This is a genomic window from Aurantimonas sp. DM33-3, assembly GCF_014334315.1.
GTDB lineage: Bacteria > Pseudomonadota > Alphaproteobacteria > Rhizobiales > Rhizobiaceae > Aurantimonas > Aurantimonas coralicida.
In genome coordinates this window covers 84,147-101,155 of record NZ_JACSGS010000007.1, presented here as the reverse complement: position 1 = coordinate 101,155, position 17,009 = coordinate 84,147, and the positions used below count along the sequence as shown (strand labels likewise).

Sequence of the window (17,009 nt, the reverse complement as noted above, 5' to 3'; positions counted from 1 at the left end):
TGCGGTCCGGCCGCGCTGCACGCGGTGGCGGGTCGTGTCGCTGCGACCGCCTTGCCAGCCGACGCTGCTTCCGTCTCCGGCTCGCATCAGCCTAACTCACGCGAATGGCATTTGTGCCACCGCCAGACCGGTCCGCGCCCGGTAATTTCGATGGCCGCGACCTGCTCGTCAGCCGCGGTGCGCGCCGGCCTTGCCTGTCGCGTTGCCGATCCGGCCATGGACCAGATCGTGGATGAAGCCGAGCTTGCCGATCACCGTTTCGGAGAGCACGAAGGGATAGAGATCCTGGTGCCCCATCGAACGGTTGAACGAGTTCAGCGCCGCCGACAGCGGCAGCCACGCCCCGGCGATCTCCTGCGTCGTGACGCCTTCCGAGAAGACGTCGAAATCGATCCGGGTGCTGAGGAGCCCGGCCTCGTCGACCCGCGGATTGACGATGACGCCCCAGCTGTGGCCGGTCTCCAGCGTATCGACAATGTGGAAGTAATGCGCCCAGGTCTCGGCGAAATCCTCCCAGGCATGGGCACCGGCGTAGGACGAGACATATTCGTCCTGCCAGTTCGGCTTCGGGCCGTTGGCGTAGTGGGTCTGCAGCGCGTCGCCGTAATCGACCGTATCGTCGCCGAAGATCGCCCGGCAGGCGTCCAGCGCACCGCCGTCGCGGACCAGCCGATCCCAGTACCAGTGGCCGACCTCGTGGCGGAAATGGCCGAGCAGCGTGCGGTAGGGTTCGCCCATTGCAGTGCGGCGCTGCTCGCGCTCGGCATCGTTCGCCTCGACCAGCGCGATGGTGATCAGGCCGTCGTCATGGCCGGTCATGACCGATTCGTTGGTGCCGGGATCGTTCGACAGGAAGTCGAAGCCCAGGCCCTCGTCGTCCTCGTCGCGGGTCACCAAGGGCAGGCCGAGGCGCATCGCGGTGTAGATCATCCGGTGCTTGGCGATCTCCATGCTGCGCCACAGATCGACCTTCTCGGTGTCGCCGAGGTCGGGCACCGTGACATTGTGCCGGCAGGCCGCGCACAGGCTGTCGGCGCTGTCGCCCGGGATCAGCCAGTTGCAGACGCCATATTCGCTGTTCTGGCAGTATTTCCAGCGGCCGGCATCGCTGTAGGCGCCGACAGACTTCCAGATCCCGTCGTCGGCCTCCAGCGCCAGGATATGGTTGGCCTGCGGCTCATAGCCGAGCGCGTGATTGCAGCGCTCGCAGACGGTGTTTTCGAAGAACACGGTGTGCGAACAGGACGGACAGGAAAACAGCTTCATCTTCAATACCTTTGCGGCGCCTGACGTGGCGTTAGCAGCCAGCGCGCATAAATGCGCCGATGGGCGGCAGGTTCCGGCTTTGTGGCGCCGGAGGCAAATAAATCGGTCCGCATCCCCTGCAGGGGGATGGGAGAGCTTGCCGGAAACCGTCCCGGCCTTATGGTCAAGGAACGTCTGCAGCATCCGCCCCGCCGCGTTCCGAGTGACCTGCACGAAAGTTCCGATGTCGATCCTAGCAGCCCTGCACCATGTCACCCATTACCGCTACGACCGTCCCGTCAGGCTCGGCCCGCAGGTCATCCGGCTGCGGCCGGCGCCGCATTCGCGCACCAGAGTGCCGTCCTACGCGCTGAAGATCCTGCCGGAAAACCACTTCATCAACTGGCAACAGGATCCATTCGGCAACTACCTCGCGCGGCTGGTGTTCCCGGAAGAAGCGACGGAATTCCGCATCGAGGTCGATCTCCTGGCCGACATGACGGTCTACAATCCGTTCGACTTCTTCGTCGAGGAGGCGGCCGAGGCCTGGCCGTTCCAGTACGAGGAGCCGCTGAAGACCGACCTCTCCGCCTATCTCGGCGCCGAGCCGGCCGGTCCGCTGCTGAGCCGCTATCTGGAAGACCTCGACCGCAGCGAAACCCATACGGTGGATTTCCTCGTCGGCCTCAACCGGACGCTGCAGCAGGAGATCACCTATCTGGTGCGCATGGAGCCGGGCATTCAGACGCCGGACGAAACGCTGCAGAACCGCTCGGGCTCGTGCCGCGACACGTCTTGGCTGCTGGTCCAGGTCCTGCGCCATCTCGGCTTCGCCGCCCGCTTCGTCTCCGGCTATCTGATCCAGCTCAAGCCCGATCAGGTCGCCCTCGACGGTCCCACGGGCACCGATGTCGATTTCACCGACCTGCACGCCTGGGCCGAGGTCTATCTGCCCGGCGCCGGCTGGATCGGCCTCGACCCCACCTCCGGCCTGATGACCGGCGAGAGCCACGTGCCGCTGGCTGCCACCCCGCATTACCGCTCGGCCGCGCCGATCTCGGGCGTCGTCAGCTTCGCCGAGGTCGAATTCGACTTCGAGATGACCGTCGATCGCATCTCCGAGCGGCCGCGCGTCTCCTACCCCTTCTCCGAGGAAAGCTGGCAGGCGCTGGACGCACTCGGCGAGACGGTGGACCGCGAGCTGGTGGAGAACGACGTCCGCCTGACCATGGGCGGCGAGCCGACCTTCGTCTCGATCGACGAGTTCGAGTCGCCGGAATGGAACGCCGACGCGACCGGCCCGATGAAGCGGGGCCTTGCCGACGACCTGATCCGGCGCCTGCGCGACCGGTTCGCGCCCGGCGGCTTCCTGCATTACGGCCAGGGCAAGTGGTATCCGGGCGAGACCCTGCCGCGCTGGACCTTCTCGCTCTACTGGCGCAAGGACGGCGTGCCGGTCTGGAAGAACGCCGAACTGGTGGCGCGCGAAACCGAGGCGCGCCCGGTCGGGCCCGAAGAGGCCGAGCGCCTGTCGCGCAAGGTCGCCGAGGCGATCGGCGTGTCGCCCGACTACGCCGCGCCGGCCTATGAGGACTCCGCCTACTGGCTCGCCCGCGAGGCGCAGCTTCCCGAAAATGTCGAGCCGACGGATTCCAAGCTGGAGGACCCGGAGGAACGCGCCCGTCTGGCGACCGTGTTCTCGCGCGGCCTGTCCAAGCCGACCGGCTATGTCCTGCCGGTGCAGGCCTGGCAGGGACGCGGCGAGCGCGCCCTGCGCTGGCAGTCGGAGCGCTGGACGACCCGGCGCGGGCATCTGTTCCTCGCCCCCGGCGACAGCGCGCTGGGCTATCGCCTGCCGCTCGGTGCGATCCCGCATCTGGAGCCGAAGGACTATCCCTACATCCACCCGGCCGACCCGATGCAGCCCTTCCCGCCGCTGCCGCCGCAAAACCGCACCCAGTACGGCCGCGTCGAGATGCAGAGCCAGCGGGACGACGCGGCCGAGCAGGCGATGGACGGCCCTGCCGGCACGATGCGCCAGTCGGCGGGCGGCGCCGGCATGACGTCGGCTTCCGGCACCGCGGCGCCGGCGGCCCCGGCCGAGCCGAGCCCCAACGCAATTCTCGGTGCGGTGCGCACGGCCATCGCCATCGAGCCGCGCGACGGCAAATTGTGCGTGTTCATGCCGCCGCTGGAGACGGCCGAGGCCTATCTCGATCTTCTCGGCGCGGTCGAGGAGGTGGCGGAAGCGGAAAACCTGCCGATCCAGATCGAGGGCTACGCCCCGCCGGCCGATCCGCGGCTCAACGTCATCCGCGTCGCGCCCGACCCGGGCGTCATCGAGGTCAATGTCCATCCCGCCGCGTCATGGCGCGAGAGCGTCGACATCACCACCGCCGTCTACGAGGAGGCGCGGCAGTCGCGGCTGGGCACCGACAAGTTCATGATCGACGGTAAGCATGCCGGCACCGGCGGCGGCAACCATGTGGTCGTCGGCGGCGCGACGCCGCTGGATTCGCCCTTCCTGCGGCGGCCGGACCTTTTGAAGTCGCTGGTCCTCTACTGGCAGCGCCATCCGTCGCTGTCCTATCTGTTCTCCGGCCTGTTCATCGGACCGACGAGCCAGGCGCCCCGCATCGACGAGGCGCGTCACGACCAGCTCTATGAACTCGAGATCGCCATGGCGCAGATCCCGGCGGATTCCACCTCCGTCGCGCCGTGGATGACCGACCGGCTGTTCCGCAACCTCCTGATCGACGTGACCGGCAACACCCACCGGGCCGAGATCTGCATCGACAAGCTGTTCTCCCCCGACGGCCCGACGGGCCGCCTCGGTCTCGTCGAGTTCCGCGGCTTCGAGATGCCGCCGGACGCGCGGATGAGCCTTGCCCAGCAGCTGCTGATCCGGGCGCTGATCGCCAAGTTCTGGAAGACGCCGGAGACCGGCCGCTTCGTGCGCTGGGGCACCACCCTGCACGACCGCTTCATGCTGCCGGAATTCGTCTGGCAGGACTTCACCGACGTCCTCGCCGACCTCGGTGCGGCCGGCTATCCGATGCGGGCCGAGTGGTTCGAGGCGCAGGCCGAGTTCCGCTTCCCCTTCTGCGGCCGGATCGAGCGCAGCGGTGTCACGCTGGAACTGCGCCAGGCGCTGGAGCCCTGGCATGTGATGGGCGAGACGGGAGCCATCGGCGGCACGGTGCGCTTCGTCGATTCCTCGGTCGAGCGGCTGCAGGCGAAGATGAGCGGCTTCGACCCGGCGCGGCACATGCTCACCTGCAACGGCCGCGAGGTGCCGATGACGCCGACCGGCAGTGGCAAGGACGCGGTGGCGGGCGTGCGCTTCAAGGCATGGCAGCCGGCCTCGGGCCTGCATCCGACCCTGCCCGTCGACGCGCCGCTGACCTTCGACATCTACGATCGCTGGTCGAAGCGCTCGCTGGGCGGCTGCGTCTATCACGTCGCCCATCCGGGCGGTCGCAACTACGATACGTTCCCGGTCAATTCCTACGAGGCCGAGGCCCGGCGCCTCGCCCGCTTCGAGGAAATCGGCCACACGCCCGGCACCTACGAGCCGATCGGCGAGCGGCCCAACGCGACCTTCCCGACGACGCTGGACCTGCGGCGCCCCGCCGGCCTCGCCTAGGGTCGCGATCACCCTGATACCGGCAGGCCCGCCCAACCACCACGGGCGGGCCTGCCAAATCGGCTCCCGCCTCAGGCGAGCCGCGTCTTGATCTCCGCAAGCTCGCTGCGCAGCGCCCGCAGCTCCGCAAGCACCTGCATGTTCTCGTCGTGCACCTGCTCCTGCTCGGCCTCGACGACGGCCTGATGCTCCTCCTGCATGGCCGAGACGATGACACCGATGAACAGGTTCAGGACGGCGTAGGTCGTCGACAGGATAAACGGCACGAAGAACAGCCAGGCATGGGGGTGCGCCTCCATCACCGGCCGCACGATGCCCATCGACCAGCTCTCCAGCGTCATCACCTGGAACAGCGTGTAGATCGACGCGCCGATGCTGCCGAACCATTCGGGGAAAGTCGCGCCGTAGAGCTTGGTCGCCATCACCGAGAAGACGTAGAAGACCAGAAGCAGGAGGACGACGATCGAGCCCATGCCGGGCAGTGCCGCGATCAGCCCGCCGATGACCCGGCGCAGCGACGGCACCACCGAGATCAGCCGCATCACCCGCAGGATGCGCAGGGCGCGCAGCACTGTCAGCGGCCCGGTCGCCGGCATCAGCGCGATCGCGACGATGGCGAAGTCGAACAGGCTCCAGGGATCGCGGAAGAACCGCCACCCGAAGGCATAGATGCGCAGGCAGATCTCGATCACGAAGACGACGACGATCGTCTGGTCGAGCGCCACCAAGAGCGAGCCGAAGGTCGCCATCATCCAGGGATCGGTCTCGAGACCGAGCGTGATCGCGTTGATCACGATGACGGTGATGATGAAGTATTCCCAGCGGCGCGAGCGCAGCAGGCTGGCGAGGTGTGCGCGCATGGTGTCCAATCTCTTGCTAGGTCCAGAGAGCGAATGCGGCTATAGCCCATCTGGTCAGGAGTTTTACGAAAAAGCATGCAGTTCCGTGATCCCGCGTCCGTTCTCGCCCGCTACGGCGCCCTTGTCGGCACCGGCCATGACGAGATGCTGGCGCGGGACGGCTCGGTGCGTGCGCATTACCGCCCGCTGATCGATGCCCTGGGCAGCATGGCGGACGGCGAGCGCGACGCGCGGTTCCGCAGCGCCCGGCAATATCTCAGCGAAGCCGGCGTGTTCCACCGGGTCTATGGCGACGCCAGCGAGGTGGAGCGCGACTGGCCGCTGTCGCAGCCGCCGCTGGTGCTCGATCCGGCGGAGTGGCAGAACCTGTCGGACGGTCTGGTCGAGCGTGCCGACATCCTGGAACGGCTGCTTGCCGACCTCTACGGCGAGCGCCGGCTGATCACCGAGGGCACCCTGCCCGGCCCGATCCTCGGCCAGAACCCGGAATTCCTGCGGCCCGTCGCCGACCAGGGACTGTCCGGCGAGCCGCTGATCCGCTTCATCGCCATGGATCTCGGCCGCGGTCCCGACGGGCGCTGGTGGGTGTTGGGCGACCGCACCCAGGCACCGTCCGGCGCCGGCTTCGCGCTGGAAAACCGCGTCGCCACGGCCAAGGCCTTCCCCGAACTCACCCGCGACATGAATGTCGAACGGCTGGCCGGCTTCTTCCAGCGTTTCCGCGACAGCCTCTACAGGCTGGCCGGCCCCGACGCCTCGCGCATCGGTCTCCTGACCCCCGGGCCCCACAACGACACCTATTACGAACAGGCCTATCTCGCCCGCTATCTCGGCCTGCTGCTCCTGGAGGGCGGCGACCTCGTCGTGCATGGCGACCGCGTCGACGTGCGCACCGTCGACGGCACCCGCGCCATTCGCGTCCTGTGGCGCCGGCTCGACGCCGATTTCTGCGACCCGCTGGAGCTGTTCGCCGGCTCGCGGATCGGCACGCCCGGCCTGCTGCGCGCGGTCCGTGCCAAGACGCTGGCGATGGTCAACGCGCCGGGCTCGGGCATCCTGGAGAGCCGCGCCCTGATGGCGTTCCAGGAACCGCTGGCAGAGGCGCTGATCGGCCGACGGCTGGCGCTACCGACGGTGGCGACATGGTGGTGCGGCCAGGAGGCGGAGCGGGCGCATGTCGCGGCCCATCGCGACCGGCTGCAACTGGCCGACGCATTCCCGCCCTCCGCCGCGACCGGCGATGCCGGGCCGGCCTTCGATACCGGCGACAGCGGATCGCGCCTCGTTGCGGAGGGGTTCCGGCTGGTCGGTCAGGAGATCGCCCGCCTGTCCACCGCGCCCGCCTTCGTGGAGGGTGTGCTGGAACCGCGACCGGTCACCCTGCGGGTCTTTCTCGCCCGCGACGAGGATGGCTGGCACGTCATGCCGGGTGGCTTTGCCCGCATCGCCGATTCCCGCGACGCCCGCGTCGTCTCCATGCAGAAGGGTGGCCGCTCGACCGACGTCTGGATTCCCTCCGAGACGCCGGCAAGCCCGGTCACGCTGCTCGGCTCGGGCGACCGTTTCCTGCGGCGGCTGCCGGGGGCGCTGCCGGCAAGGGCCGCCGACAATCTCTACTGGCTCGGCCGCTATGCCGAGCGCTGCGAGGTCGCCACCCGGCTTCTGCGGCTCTACGCGGCGCGGGCCGGCGAAGGCCAGCGGCTGGCCGAGGTGGAGGCCAGTGTCGCGACGCTTCTGTCAGGGCTCGGCGTCTCGATCCCGCCGGCAGACCCGGCAACGGGCCTCCTGATGCTGGCCCGCCAGGCCGCCAGCACCGCCTCGCGCATCCGCGACCGGTTTTCGCCCGATGGATGGCGCAGCCTGAACGAGATCGTCGAGCTGATCGAACAGGCCATCGCCGACGATGACCGGGACATCGTGGCGCTGACCAGCCAGATCCTGACGCGGCTGTCGGGCTTTACGGGCCTCGTGCGCGAGAACATGTACCAGTTCACCGGCTGGCGCTTCATGCAATGCGGCCGGCGGATCGAGCGCGGCCAGATGTCGGCGCTGATCGCGGCGACGCTGATGCGGGACGCGCCGCCGGAGGGCGCACTGGAAGCGCTGCTCGAATTCACCGACAGCCGTGTCACCTATCGCCGCCGCTACTCAGTGGATCTGTCGCAGGAGACGGTGGTCGACCTGACGCTTCTCGATCCGCTCAATCCGCGTTCGCTCGCCTTCCAGGTCAACGATCTGGAGGCGCGGCTGGTGGAGCTGCCCGGCGTGAAGTCCGGCGAGACGCCGGACATGCTGTTTCGCCGGGTGGCACGCCTCAAGGTCCGGCTGGAAACCGCCGAGGCAGCGGAAGTGGACACCGCCTTCCTCGAACGTGTCGCCGGCGATCTCGGGCTATTGTCGGACCTCATCGGACGCCGCTATCTGATGGCCGGCCCGGCGGCCCCGACCGACGGGGGCGGCCCGGAATGATCTACGACATCCGCCTGCAGATCGGCTGCGCCTATCCCTCCGCCGTCGCCGATGCCCGCCATCTCCTCTATGTGCGGCCCCGCAACGACAGCGGCCAGCGCGTCCTCACCTCGACGGTCGTCGTCTCGCCCGATCCCGACGAGCATCATCAAGAGCATGATTTCTTCGGCAATCCGGTCGAGGACGTGGCGTTCCGCCGGCCGCATGGCGAACTGGCCGTCGATATGCGCGCCCGCGTGCGGGTCGACCGCGCACCGGTGGACCTGGCGGCAACGCCGACGGCCGATGCCGTCGCCGACGCCGCGATCACCTGGCGCGGCAGCGACGCGCTGTCGCCGATCCATTTTCTCGGCCGCAGTCGCCGCATCGTGCCGGCCAGCGACATCACCGCCTATGCCGCTTCGAGCCTCGACGAGGCGCTGCAGGCGGGCCCCGGCGTGCTCGCGCTGGCGAGGCGCATCCAGGACGACTTCGCCTACGAACCCGGCGCGACGGACGTGCGCACCGGCGTCGCCGAAGCCTTTGCGCGCCGCCGCGGGGTCTGCCAGGACTTTGCGCATGTCATGGTCGCGGGGCTGCGCGGCGCCGGCATTCCCGCGGGCTATGTCAGCGGCTTCCTGCGCACCGAACCGCCGCCTGGACAGCCGCGCCTCGAAGGCGCCGATTCCATGCATGCCTGGGCCGCCGCGTGGCTCGGCCCGGATGCCGGCTGGGTCGGGTTCGACCCGACCAACGGCGTCGCGGTGGAACAGGGCCACATCATCGTGGCCATGGGCCGCGACTATGACGACGTTGCCCCGGTTGCGGGTGTCGTCGTGACCGCCGGCCACCAGCAGACCTCACATGCCGTCGACGTAGTCCCGCTGGACGACGCCACCGCCGCGAGCGACTGAGGTTTCTTGCGGACTCATCGTTGCAAGTCGTAACGAAGCGTCGACATCTTTCGCGCTAGTATCCCTACGTCATCTTCGTTTTTCGCGGGCTCATGCAGATACATACCCCCACGATGCTCCTTGTCCTGAGCGCGCTCTGTCTCAGCGCCAGCCTCTGCCATCTGGTCGAATGGCGGAATCTGCGCGAGACGGCGCTGCTGTACTGGAGCGCCGGCATGGGGCTGATCGCGCTGGCTGCGGCCACGGCGCCGCTGCGGGTGTTCGAATTCTATGCCGTGGCCATCGGCGGGGCCAATGCGCTGCTACTCGCAGGCTACGCGCTGCTCTATGTCGGCTTCGCCCGGTTCTGCGGTGTGAAAACCAGCCTCTGGTGGTATGCCGGGCCGGTCGTCTGGCTGCTGTTCTACGGGCTGTCCCCGGCGGCAGAGAGCATCGAGGCCCGGGTCGCCGTGATCTCGACCATCGCCGCCTTCTATTCGCTGGCCATCGCGCTGACCCTGCTCAACCCGACGGCCCGCAGCGGCCCGGCGCTGATCCTCAGCGCGGCCTTCGGTGCGCATGGTCTGTTCTGCGCCCTGCGCGTGATGCTGGTCGGCCTGCCGGCCGCCGTCTCCGACCAGCAATTGATGACCGGCTTCCTGTTCACGCTGGTGATGACCCAGGCCATCCTGATGATCGGCGTGAGCACCTATCTCGTCATCGCCATGGTGCGCGGGCGGCATGAGCAGTCCCTGCGCCGCCTGTCGGAAACCGACTTCCTGACCGGCATCGACAACCGTCGGGCCTTCACCACCAAGGCGACCGCGCTTCTTAACGACGCCGATGCTGGCGACGTCGCCCTGCTCCTGTTCGATCTCGACCGCTTCAAGAAGATCAACGACGATCACGGGCATGGCTGCGGCGACGAGGTCATCAAGCTGTTCGTCGACAGCACCGCCGATCATCTGCGTCCGACCGACGTCTTCGCCCGTCTCGGAGGCGAGGAGTTCGCCGCCCTCGTCCGGCGCCGCGACAAGCACGAGCCGGCGGTCATCGCAAAGGCGATCGTCCGCGGATTTGCCAATCAGGCCCGCACGGTCGGCGGTCGGTCGATCGCGGCCACCGTCAGTGCCGGCGTGGCCACCAACGAGGCGAACCGCGACCTGAACGGCCTGCTGACGGCTGCCGACCAGGCGCTCTACCGCGCGAAATCCATGGGCCGCGACCGCGTCGAGGCCGTCGCGGTGAACGTCCCGGAGAATGGACCGCCCGCGGACGACGCCCTGCTGCAGGCCTCCTGAGCCGAGCGCTCAGCTACCAATGACGGTGGAAATGGTGCGTCGGACCGTGCCCCGATCCGACGCCCAGCCGGTCCGCCGCACCGATGGCACCCGCGACATAGGCCTTGGCGATCCTCACCGACGCGAACGCGTCGCCGGTCAGCGCCAGCTGCGCCGCCAGCGCCGAGGACAGCGTGCAGCCGGTGCCGTGGGTGTTGCGGGTTTGAAGGCGCGCGCCCTCGAACCATTCGCTCCGGGCTGCCGTCACCAGCAGGTCCGGGCTGTCGTCGCCGCTCAGATGGCCGCCCTTCAATAGCGCCGAGCCACAGCCCAGCGCCTGCAGGCGGGTCGCGGTCGCCTCCATCCCGTCCCGACCGGTGGCTTCCGCAACATCGAGCAGCACGGCCGCTTCCGGCAGGTTCGGCGTGATCATATCGGCAAGGGGTACGAGTTCGCTGCGTAACGCCGCCACGGCCTCCTCGGCCAGCAGGCGGTCGCCGCCCTTGGCGACCATGACCGGGTCGAGAACGACGTTTCGCGCCTGATGCCGTTTCAGCGCATCCGCGACAGCATGGGCGATTTCGGCGGTGGCGATCATGCCGATCTTCACCGCATCGACGCGGATATCGGCAAAGACCGCATCGATCTGGCGGGTAACGAAGTCGGGCGAGACCATCTCGACGCCGCTCACGCCCCGCGTGTTCTGGGCGGTCAGCGCGGTGATCACGGCCATGCCGTAGACGCCGTTCGCCGCGAAGGTCTTCAGATCGGCCTGGATGCCGGCCCCGCCGGACGGGTCCGAGCCGGCGATCGAGAGAACGTTGCGGATGGTGGACTGGCTTGGCATCGCGGTCGGCTCCTGGCCGACGACGAGCCCGACGGAGCATGTGAGAGACCCCGCCGCGACTCCCTCCGCCGGCATTATCCGGGTCAGGTTCGAAGGGTGCATCTCAGCCTGCCGTTTCCGGCGGGCGCCCCCGTCACGCATTCGGTTCTACGCGGTCGCCGCCCTCATGTCAGCAGCTCCCGCGAGCGGACGGCGGCAAGTGGGCCGCCGTTCCGGCCTTCCGGCGGCTCAGCCTTCCTGCACCAGGACGATGGTGCCGAGCGGCGGCAGCGACAGCGGGATCGAGTAAGGCCGGCCGTGCACCGACACCTCCTCGGCGTCCTTGCCGCCCATATTGCCGACATTGGAGCCGCCGTAGATCTCCGAATCGGTGTTCAGGCGCTCGACCCAGCGGCCGGGCAGCGGCACGCCGATCCGGTACTCGTGGCGCGGCACCGGCGTGAAGTTCGACACGATCAGCACCGGATTGCCGGCGCGGTCCTTGCGCATGAAGGCGATGACGCTCTGCTCGACATTGGACGTGTCGACCCATTCGAAGCCGGCCGGATCGCAGTCGAGTTCGTAGAGCGCCGGGATCTCGCGATACATGGTGTTGAGATCGCGCACGAGGCGCCGCATGCCCTCGTGACCGGGCTGCTCCAGGAGATGCCAGTCGAGGGAGCGGTCGTGGTTCCACTCGCCGACCTGCCCGAACTCGCCGCCCATGAAGATCAGCTTCTTGCCGGGATGGGTCCACATGAAGCCGAAATAGGCCCGCAGATTGGCGAATTTCTGCCACTCGTCACCCGGCATCTTGCCGAGCAGCGAGCCCTTTCCGTAGACCACCTCGTCATGGCTCAGCGGCAGGACGAAGTTCTCCGAATAGGCGTAGACCATGCCGAAGGTCATGTGGTGGTGATGGTAGCGCCGGTTGATCGGGTCTTCCTGCATGTAATGCAGGGTGTCGTGCATCCAGCCCATGTTCCACTTGAAGTGGAAGCCGAGGCCGCCGGCGAAGGTCGGGCGTGACACGTCCGGGAAGGCGGTCGATTCCTCGGCATGGGTCGTCGCCTTGGGATAGTACTCGCCGACCCGCTCGTTGGTGTCCTTGAGGAACGCCATGGCCTCGAGATTCTCGCGCCCGCCATGGATGTTGGGCTCCCATTCGCCGTGCTCGCGCGAATAGTCGAGATACAGCATCGAGGCGACCGCGTCGACGCGCAGGCCGTCGATGTGGAAGCGGTCGAGCCAGTAGAGACCGTTGGCGACCAGGAAGTTCTCCACTTCCGGCCGGCCGTAATCGTAGATCAGCGTGTTCCAGTCCTTGTGGAAGCCGCGGCGCGGATCGGGATGTTCGTAGAGCGCGGTGCCGTCGAACTGGCCGAGACCGTGGGTGTCGGTCGGAAAATGCCCCGGAACCCAGTCGAGGAGCACCCCGATGCCGGCCTGATGCAGCGCATCGACGAGGCGTGCGAAGCCCGCAGGCGATCCGAAGCGCGAGGTCGGCGCGTAGAGGCCGATCGGCTGGTAGCCCCAGGACCCGTAGAAGGGATGCTCGGAAACCGGCAGCAACTCGACATGGGTGAAGCCCATGTCGCGCACATAGGGCACGAGTTCGGCGGCCAGTTCGTCATAGTCGAGATAGGCGTTGTCGGGACCCCGCCGCCAGGACCCCAGATGCACCTCGTAGATCGAGATCGGCTTCTCGCGATCCTGCCAGTCGGCCGCATGGGCCTGGAACTCGTCGTCCTTCCATTCGTGCTCGACGAGGCCGTCGACGATCGAGCCGGTCGACGGGGCCATCTCCTGCAGGAAGCCGACCGGATCGGTCTTCAGCGGCAAAAGGTTTCCGTCGGCGCCGATGATCTCGTATTTGTAGACCTCGCCGCGGCCGACGGCGGGGATGAACAATTCCCACACGCCGCACTCATGGCGCTTGCGCATGACATGGCGGCGGCCATCCCAGGAATCGAAATTGCCGACCACGGACACCCGCCGGGCGGCCGGCGCCAGCACGGCGAAGGCCGTGCCCTCGACGCCGTCCATGATTGTCGGATGGGCGCCGAGCTTCTCATAGAGGCGGTAGTGGTTGCCTTCCGCCAGGAGATAGACGTCCTGCTCGCCCAGCACTGTGCCGAAGCGATAGGTGTCCTCCTCCTGCCAGCGTTCGCCGCCATGCGTGAACTGCAGGCGATAGGCGTCGTCCGGTTTCAGGCCGGACACGTAGCCCGAATGGAAGCCGTCGGCACCGCCCGCTTCCAGCTCGCCCAGGAGCTTGCCCGTCTTGTCTACGACCGCGGCCGTCTCGGCACCGGGCCGGAAGACGCGCACGATGGTGCCTCCGTCGGCCTTGCGCGGTCCGAGCACGCCGAAGGGATCGCCGTGGATTCCGCGGCCGATGGCATCGATCTGATGCGCGTCGGCGCGATGGTCGGTCGAAGCGGCCGCTCCGCGCGATGAGGAACTCGTCAGCGTCATTTCAAAACCTGTCGTTTCTCGAGGAGCGCCACGATTCCCCGCAGCGGGATCGACAGCCATGCGGGGCGCATCGTCGCTTCGTAGCGCAGTTCATAGAAAGCCTTCTGGAGCACGAAGAGATCCAGCAACTGCCCGGTCGCCGGGTCGGCAAGCGACATGCCGGAGGCCTCGCTCCAGCGCGCAAGGAAGGTCTCGGTGACCTCGTCGCGCCAGCTCTCGGCCATTTCGCGCAGCCGCTCGACGGTGCCCTCGTCGGCGGGGCCCGCCTTGTCGCGAGCGGAGAAGGCGGCGTAGTCGAAGGAACGGATCATGCCGGCCACGTCCCGCAGCGGCGAGGATTTGCGCCGCCGCTCTTCCAGATCGCGGCCCGGCTCACCCTCGAAATCGAGGATGGCCACGTCGTTCTTGGCCACCAGAACCTGGCCCAGATGGTAGTCGCCGTGGATCCGGGTCCGGTGCGAATTGACCGTCAGCTTCATGAAGCCGTCGAACCAGGTCAGGATGTCCTTCTCGGCCCCGAGCAGGCGATCCACGTCCAGACCGATGCCGTCGCCGGCATTGTCGCGCATGCGGCGCAGCACGGTCAGCGCATCCGTCGCCTCGCGCTTGGCCTCGGCCAGCATCTCCGCCAGCGACGCGGTGTCGATCGGCTCCGGATCGAAGGCCGGATCGCCGGTGACCGTTGCCAGCGCCGCGTGCATCTCGCCGGTCCGCGTGCCGAGCACATCGCCGACATCGATCTGGATGGCGAGCTTGAGATCGCTCATCGGCGCGATCTCGGCACCGTCTTCCGTGGCCGGCTCGTTGGAATAGGCGTGGTCGCGCAGATAGCGCGCCAGCGCATCGGTCACGACCGTCCAGGCGTCGCCCTGGTTGCGGACCTGTTCGAACAGGGCCGCGATCGCCGTGCGGCTGCCATCCTCGCGCACCAGCTCGATCGATCCGAGCAGCGCGGGCGCGGCCTCGAAATCGGTCTTCTCGGTAAGGAAGCGGGTGATCTCGAGTTCCGGCTGAACGCCGTCGCGCAGGCGGCGGTAGAACTTCAGGATCGCCTCGTCCCCGACAAGGACGGAGGTGTTCGACTGCTCGCCGGCAATCGCATGGATCTGTTCCGGCTCGACGAGCAGGGCCCGCGCCAGCCCGTCGCGTTCTGTCTCCGACGCGGCAACGTGCAGGGACGCACCGCCGAGATCGATATCGACGCCGGCCGCGATCAGCGAGACCACGAGCTTGGCGAGATCCGGGTCCCGCGTGCCGTCGACGACGGCACCGATGCGCGGACCCTGCCGGATCTTGGTCAGGGTGTAAGGCAGCAGCGGGGCTTGCGAGCTCAGATTCTCTTCGCCCCATTTGGCGCTGAGCGGCATGAAGTAGCGGTGCTGGCCGTCCTCGGCCTCGACGACGATCTCGTTGAAGAGATGGCGGCGGGAGTTCGGGGTCGGCGGTCCGAGCACTTCCAGCGAGACGCTGCGCTGGCCCTCGGCCTTCGCGGCGAACCAGCGCTGGCCGCCGACGAATTCCGGCAGCACCGATTCCAGTTCATGCTGATTGCGCGCATTGATCGTGCCCTTCAGGTCGCCGGAGACGACCAGGGTCGAGAAGGCGGGCAGCGGCGTCGGCTCGGGCGCCCTCGTCGCGGTCGCGGCGAGGTCGAACCAGAAGAAGCCGAAGGCCGGCAGGGTCAGCATGTAGGTGCCGGTGCCAATCTGCGGGAAGGTCGACAGACCCAGCATCTCCACCGGCATGGCGCCGGCGAAATCGGCGAGTTCGAGTTCCACAGCCTGCGCCGAGGAGGAGAGATTGGCGACGCACAGGATGCGCTCGTCGCCATATTCGCGCAGATAGGCGAGAATCTTGCGGTTCGACGGATAGAGGAACTTCACCGTGCCGCGGCCGAAGGCTTCCTTGGTGCGACGGACCTGGATCAGGCGCCGCATCCAGTTGAGCTGCGAGGCCGGATTGTTCGACTGCGCCTCGACATTGACGGCCTGGTAGCCATAGACCGGGTCCTGGATCACCGGCAGATAGAGCCGCTGCGGATCGGAGCGGGAGAACCCGCCATTGCGGTCGGCCGACCACTGCATGGGCGTGCGCACGCCGTCGCGGTCGCCGAGATAGTAATTGTCGCCCATGCCGATCTCGTCGCCGTAATAGACGGTCGGCGTGCCGGGCATCGACATCAGGAGTGCGTTGAGAAGCTCGACCTTGCGGCGGTCGTTGCCCATCAGCGGTGCGAGGCGGCGGCGGATGCCGAGATTGATCCGGGCGCGGGTGTCGGCCGCATAGGTCGACCAGAGATAGTCGCGCTCTTCCTCGGTGACCATTTCCAGCGTCAGCTCGTCATGGTTGCGCAGGAAGATCGCCCACTGGCAGTTGGCCGGGATCTCGGGCGTCTGCCGCATGATGTCGGTGATCGGGTGCCGATCCTCCTGCGCCACCGCCATGTACATGCGCGGCATCAGCGGGAAGTGGAACGCCATGTGGCATTCGTCGCCGTCGCCGAAATAGGGGCGGGTGTCCTCCGGCCACTGATTGGCCTCGGCCAGGAGCATGCGGTCGGGATAGTGTTTGTCCAGATTGGCGCGGATCGCCTTCAGGACGTCGTGGGTCTCCGGCAGGTTCTCGTTGTTGGTCCCTTCTCGCTCGACCAGATAAGGGATCGCGTCGAGGCGCAGCCCGTCGACGCCCTTGTCCAGCCAGAAATGCATGACCGACAGCACTTCCTCCAGAACCTTCGGATTGTCGAAGTTCAGGTCCGGCTGGTGCGAGAAGAAGCGGTGCCAGAAATACTGCTTGGCGACCGGGTCCCAGGTCCAGTTCGAGGTCTCGGTGTCGGTGAAGATGATCCGGGTGAGATCGTAGCCCTTGTCGTCGTCGGCCCAGACATAGAAGTCGCGCTCGGGCGAGCCCTTGGGCGCGTTGCGGGCGGCCTGGAACCAGGGATGCTGGTCGGAGGTGTGGTTGATGACCAGTTCGGTGATTACCCGCATGCCACGGTGATGCGCCTCGGCGATCAGCCGCTCCACGTCCTCGATGTTGCCGTAGGACGGATTGACCGAGCGATAGTCGGAGATGTCGTAGCCGTCGTCGCGCAGCGGCGAAGGATAGAACGGCAGCAGCCAGATCGCCGTCACGCCCAGCGCCTGGATGTAGTCCAGCTTCTCCAGGAGCCCCGCGAAGTCGCCGATCCCGTCCCCGTTGGAATCGAGATAGGTCTTCACGTGGAGCTGGTAGATGATCGCGTCCTTGTACCAGTCCGCGGCATCCGGATCGGGTCCGGTGGCGTGATCGGTCGGCTGGACGGAAACTTGTTCGTTCATGGAGAGGCTGCTT

9 protein-coding genes and 1 riboswitch are annotated in these 17,009 nt (G+C 67.5%); of the genes, 4 read left to right on the top strand and 5 right to left on the bottom strand.

Annotated elements, in window-relative coordinates; all coding sequences use genetic code 11:
• Positions 1-168: 168 nt before the first annotated feature.
• Positions 169-1,266, bottom strand: a complete 1,098-nt coding sequence (locus H9Q09_RS11565) for a putative zinc-binding peptidase (protein ID WP_187391152.1) — start codon at positions 1,264-1,266, stop codon at positions 169-171.
• Between the two features lie 223 nt (positions 1,267-1,489).
• Here H9Q09_RS11565 and H9Q09_RS11560 point away from each other — a divergent pair, with 223 nt between their 5' ends.
• Complete coding sequence (locus H9Q09_RS11560; protein ID WP_187391151.1) at positions 1,490-4,891, top strand: transglutaminase family protein; 3,402 nt, start codon at positions 1,490-1,492, stop codon at positions 4,889-4,891.
• A 71-nt stretch (positions 4,892-4,962) separates the two neighbouring features.
• Here the strand turns inward: H9Q09_RS11560 and H9Q09_RS11555 are convergent, their stop codons facing one another.
• Entirely contained in the window at positions 4,963-5,751 is a 789-nt protein-coding gene (locus H9Q09_RS11555; RefSeq protein ID WP_009210816.1) for an ion transporter, read from the bottom strand.
• A gap of 75 nt (positions 5,752-5,826) precedes the next feature.
• On the opposite strand from H9Q09_RS11555, the gene H9Q09_RS11550 reads away from it, so the two are divergent.
• The 3 genes from H9Q09_RS11550 (at position 5,827) to H9Q09_RS11540 (ending at position 10,393) form a co-directional block, all read left to right on the top strand.
• Positions 5,827-8,220, top strand: coding sequence for a circularly permuted type 2 ATP-grasp protein (locus H9Q09_RS11550; RefSeq protein WP_187391150.1), 2,394 nt, complete (start codon positions 5,827-5,829; stop codon positions 8,218-8,220).
• A complete protein-coding gene (locus tag H9Q09_RS11545; protein ID WP_187391149.1) occupies positions 8,217-9,113 on the top strand; it encodes a transglutaminase family protein in 897 nt (298 codons plus the stop codon). The genes H9Q09_RS11550 and H9Q09_RS11545 overlap by 4 nt, the downstream gene beginning before the upstream one ends.
• Before the next feature lie 113 nt (positions 9,114-9,226).
• The gene (locus tag H9Q09_RS11540; protein WP_210315325.1) at positions 9,227-10,393 is read left to right on the top strand and encodes a GGDEF domain-containing protein; all 1,167 of its coding nucleotides are present in this window, start codon (positions 9,227-9,229) and stop codon (positions 10,391-10,393) included.
• 13 nt (positions 10,394-10,406) lie between these two features.
• On the opposite strand, the gene thiD is transcribed toward H9Q09_RS11540, so the two are convergent.
• The 3 genes from thiD to treS all read right to left on the bottom strand — a co-directional run bounded on the left by thiD (position 10,407) and on the right by treS (position 16,996).
• Positions 10,407-11,219, bottom strand: coding sequence for a bifunctional hydroxymethylpyrimidine kinase/phosphomethylpyrimidine kinase (thiD, locus tag H9Q09_RS11535; protein ID WP_187391147.1), 813 nt, complete (start codon positions 11,217-11,219; stop codon positions 10,407-10,409).
• A gap of 43 nt (positions 11,220-11,262) precedes the next feature.
• Positions 11,263-11,361: riboswitch (TPP riboswitch) on the bottom strand.
• A gap of 86 nt (positions 11,362-11,447) precedes the next feature.
• Positions 11,448-13,676, bottom strand: a complete 2,229-nt coding sequence (glgB, locus tag H9Q09_RS11530) for a 1,4-alpha-glucan branching protein GlgB (RefSeq protein WP_210315324.1) — start codon at positions 13,674-13,676, stop codon at positions 11,448-11,450.
• Positions 13,673-16,996 carry a maltose alpha-D-glucosyltransferase gene (gene treS / locus H9Q09_RS11525; RefSeq protein WP_187391146.1) on the bottom strand — a complete coding sequence of 1,108 codons (3,324 nt, stop codon included), beginning with the start codon at positions 16,994-16,996 and terminating at the stop codon, positions 13,673-13,675. The genes glgB and treS overlap by 4 nt, the downstream gene beginning before the upstream one ends.
• Positions 16,997-17,009 lie beyond the last annotated feature (13 nt).

What these genes read in the sequence shown, in the direction of transcription:
- glgB (WP_210315324.1), bottom strand. Translation starts at nt 13,676, where the DNA reads ATGACGCTGACGAGTTCCTCATCGCGCGGAGCGGCCGCTTCGACCGAC.
- H9Q09_RS11550 (WP_187391150.1), top strand. Translation starts at nt 5,827, where the DNA reads ATGCAGTTCCGTGATCCCGCGTCCGTTCTCGCCCGCTACGGCGCCCTT.
- H9Q09_RS11545 (WP_187391149.1), top strand. Translation starts at nt 8,217, where the DNA reads ATGATCTACGACATCCGCCTGCAGATCGGCTGCGCCTATCCCTCCGCC.
- thiD (WP_187391147.1), bottom strand. Translation starts at nt 11,219, where the DNA reads ATGCCAAGCCAGTCCACCATCCGCAACGTTCTCTCGATCGCCGGCTCG.
- H9Q09_RS11540 (WP_210315325.1), top strand. Translation starts at nt 9,227, where the DNA reads ATGCTCCTTGTCCTGAGCGCGCTCTGTCTCAGCGCCAGCCTCTGCCAT.
- H9Q09_RS11555 (WP_009210816.1), bottom strand. Translation starts at nt 5,751, where the DNA reads ATGCGCGCACACCTCGCCAGCCTGCTGCGCTCGCGCCGCTGGGAATAC.
- H9Q09_RS11565 (WP_187391152.1), bottom strand. Translation starts at nt 1,266, where the DNA reads ATGAAGCTGTTTTCCTGTCCGTCCTGTTCGCACACCGTGTTCTTCGAA.
- treS (WP_187391146.1), bottom strand. Translation starts at nt 16,996, where the DNA reads ATGAACGAACAAGTTTCCGTCCAGCCGACCGATCACGCCACCGGACCC.
- H9Q09_RS11560 (WP_187391151.1), top strand. Translation starts at nt 1,490, where the DNA reads ATGTCGATCCTAGCAGCCCTGCACCATGTCACCCATTACCGCTACGAC.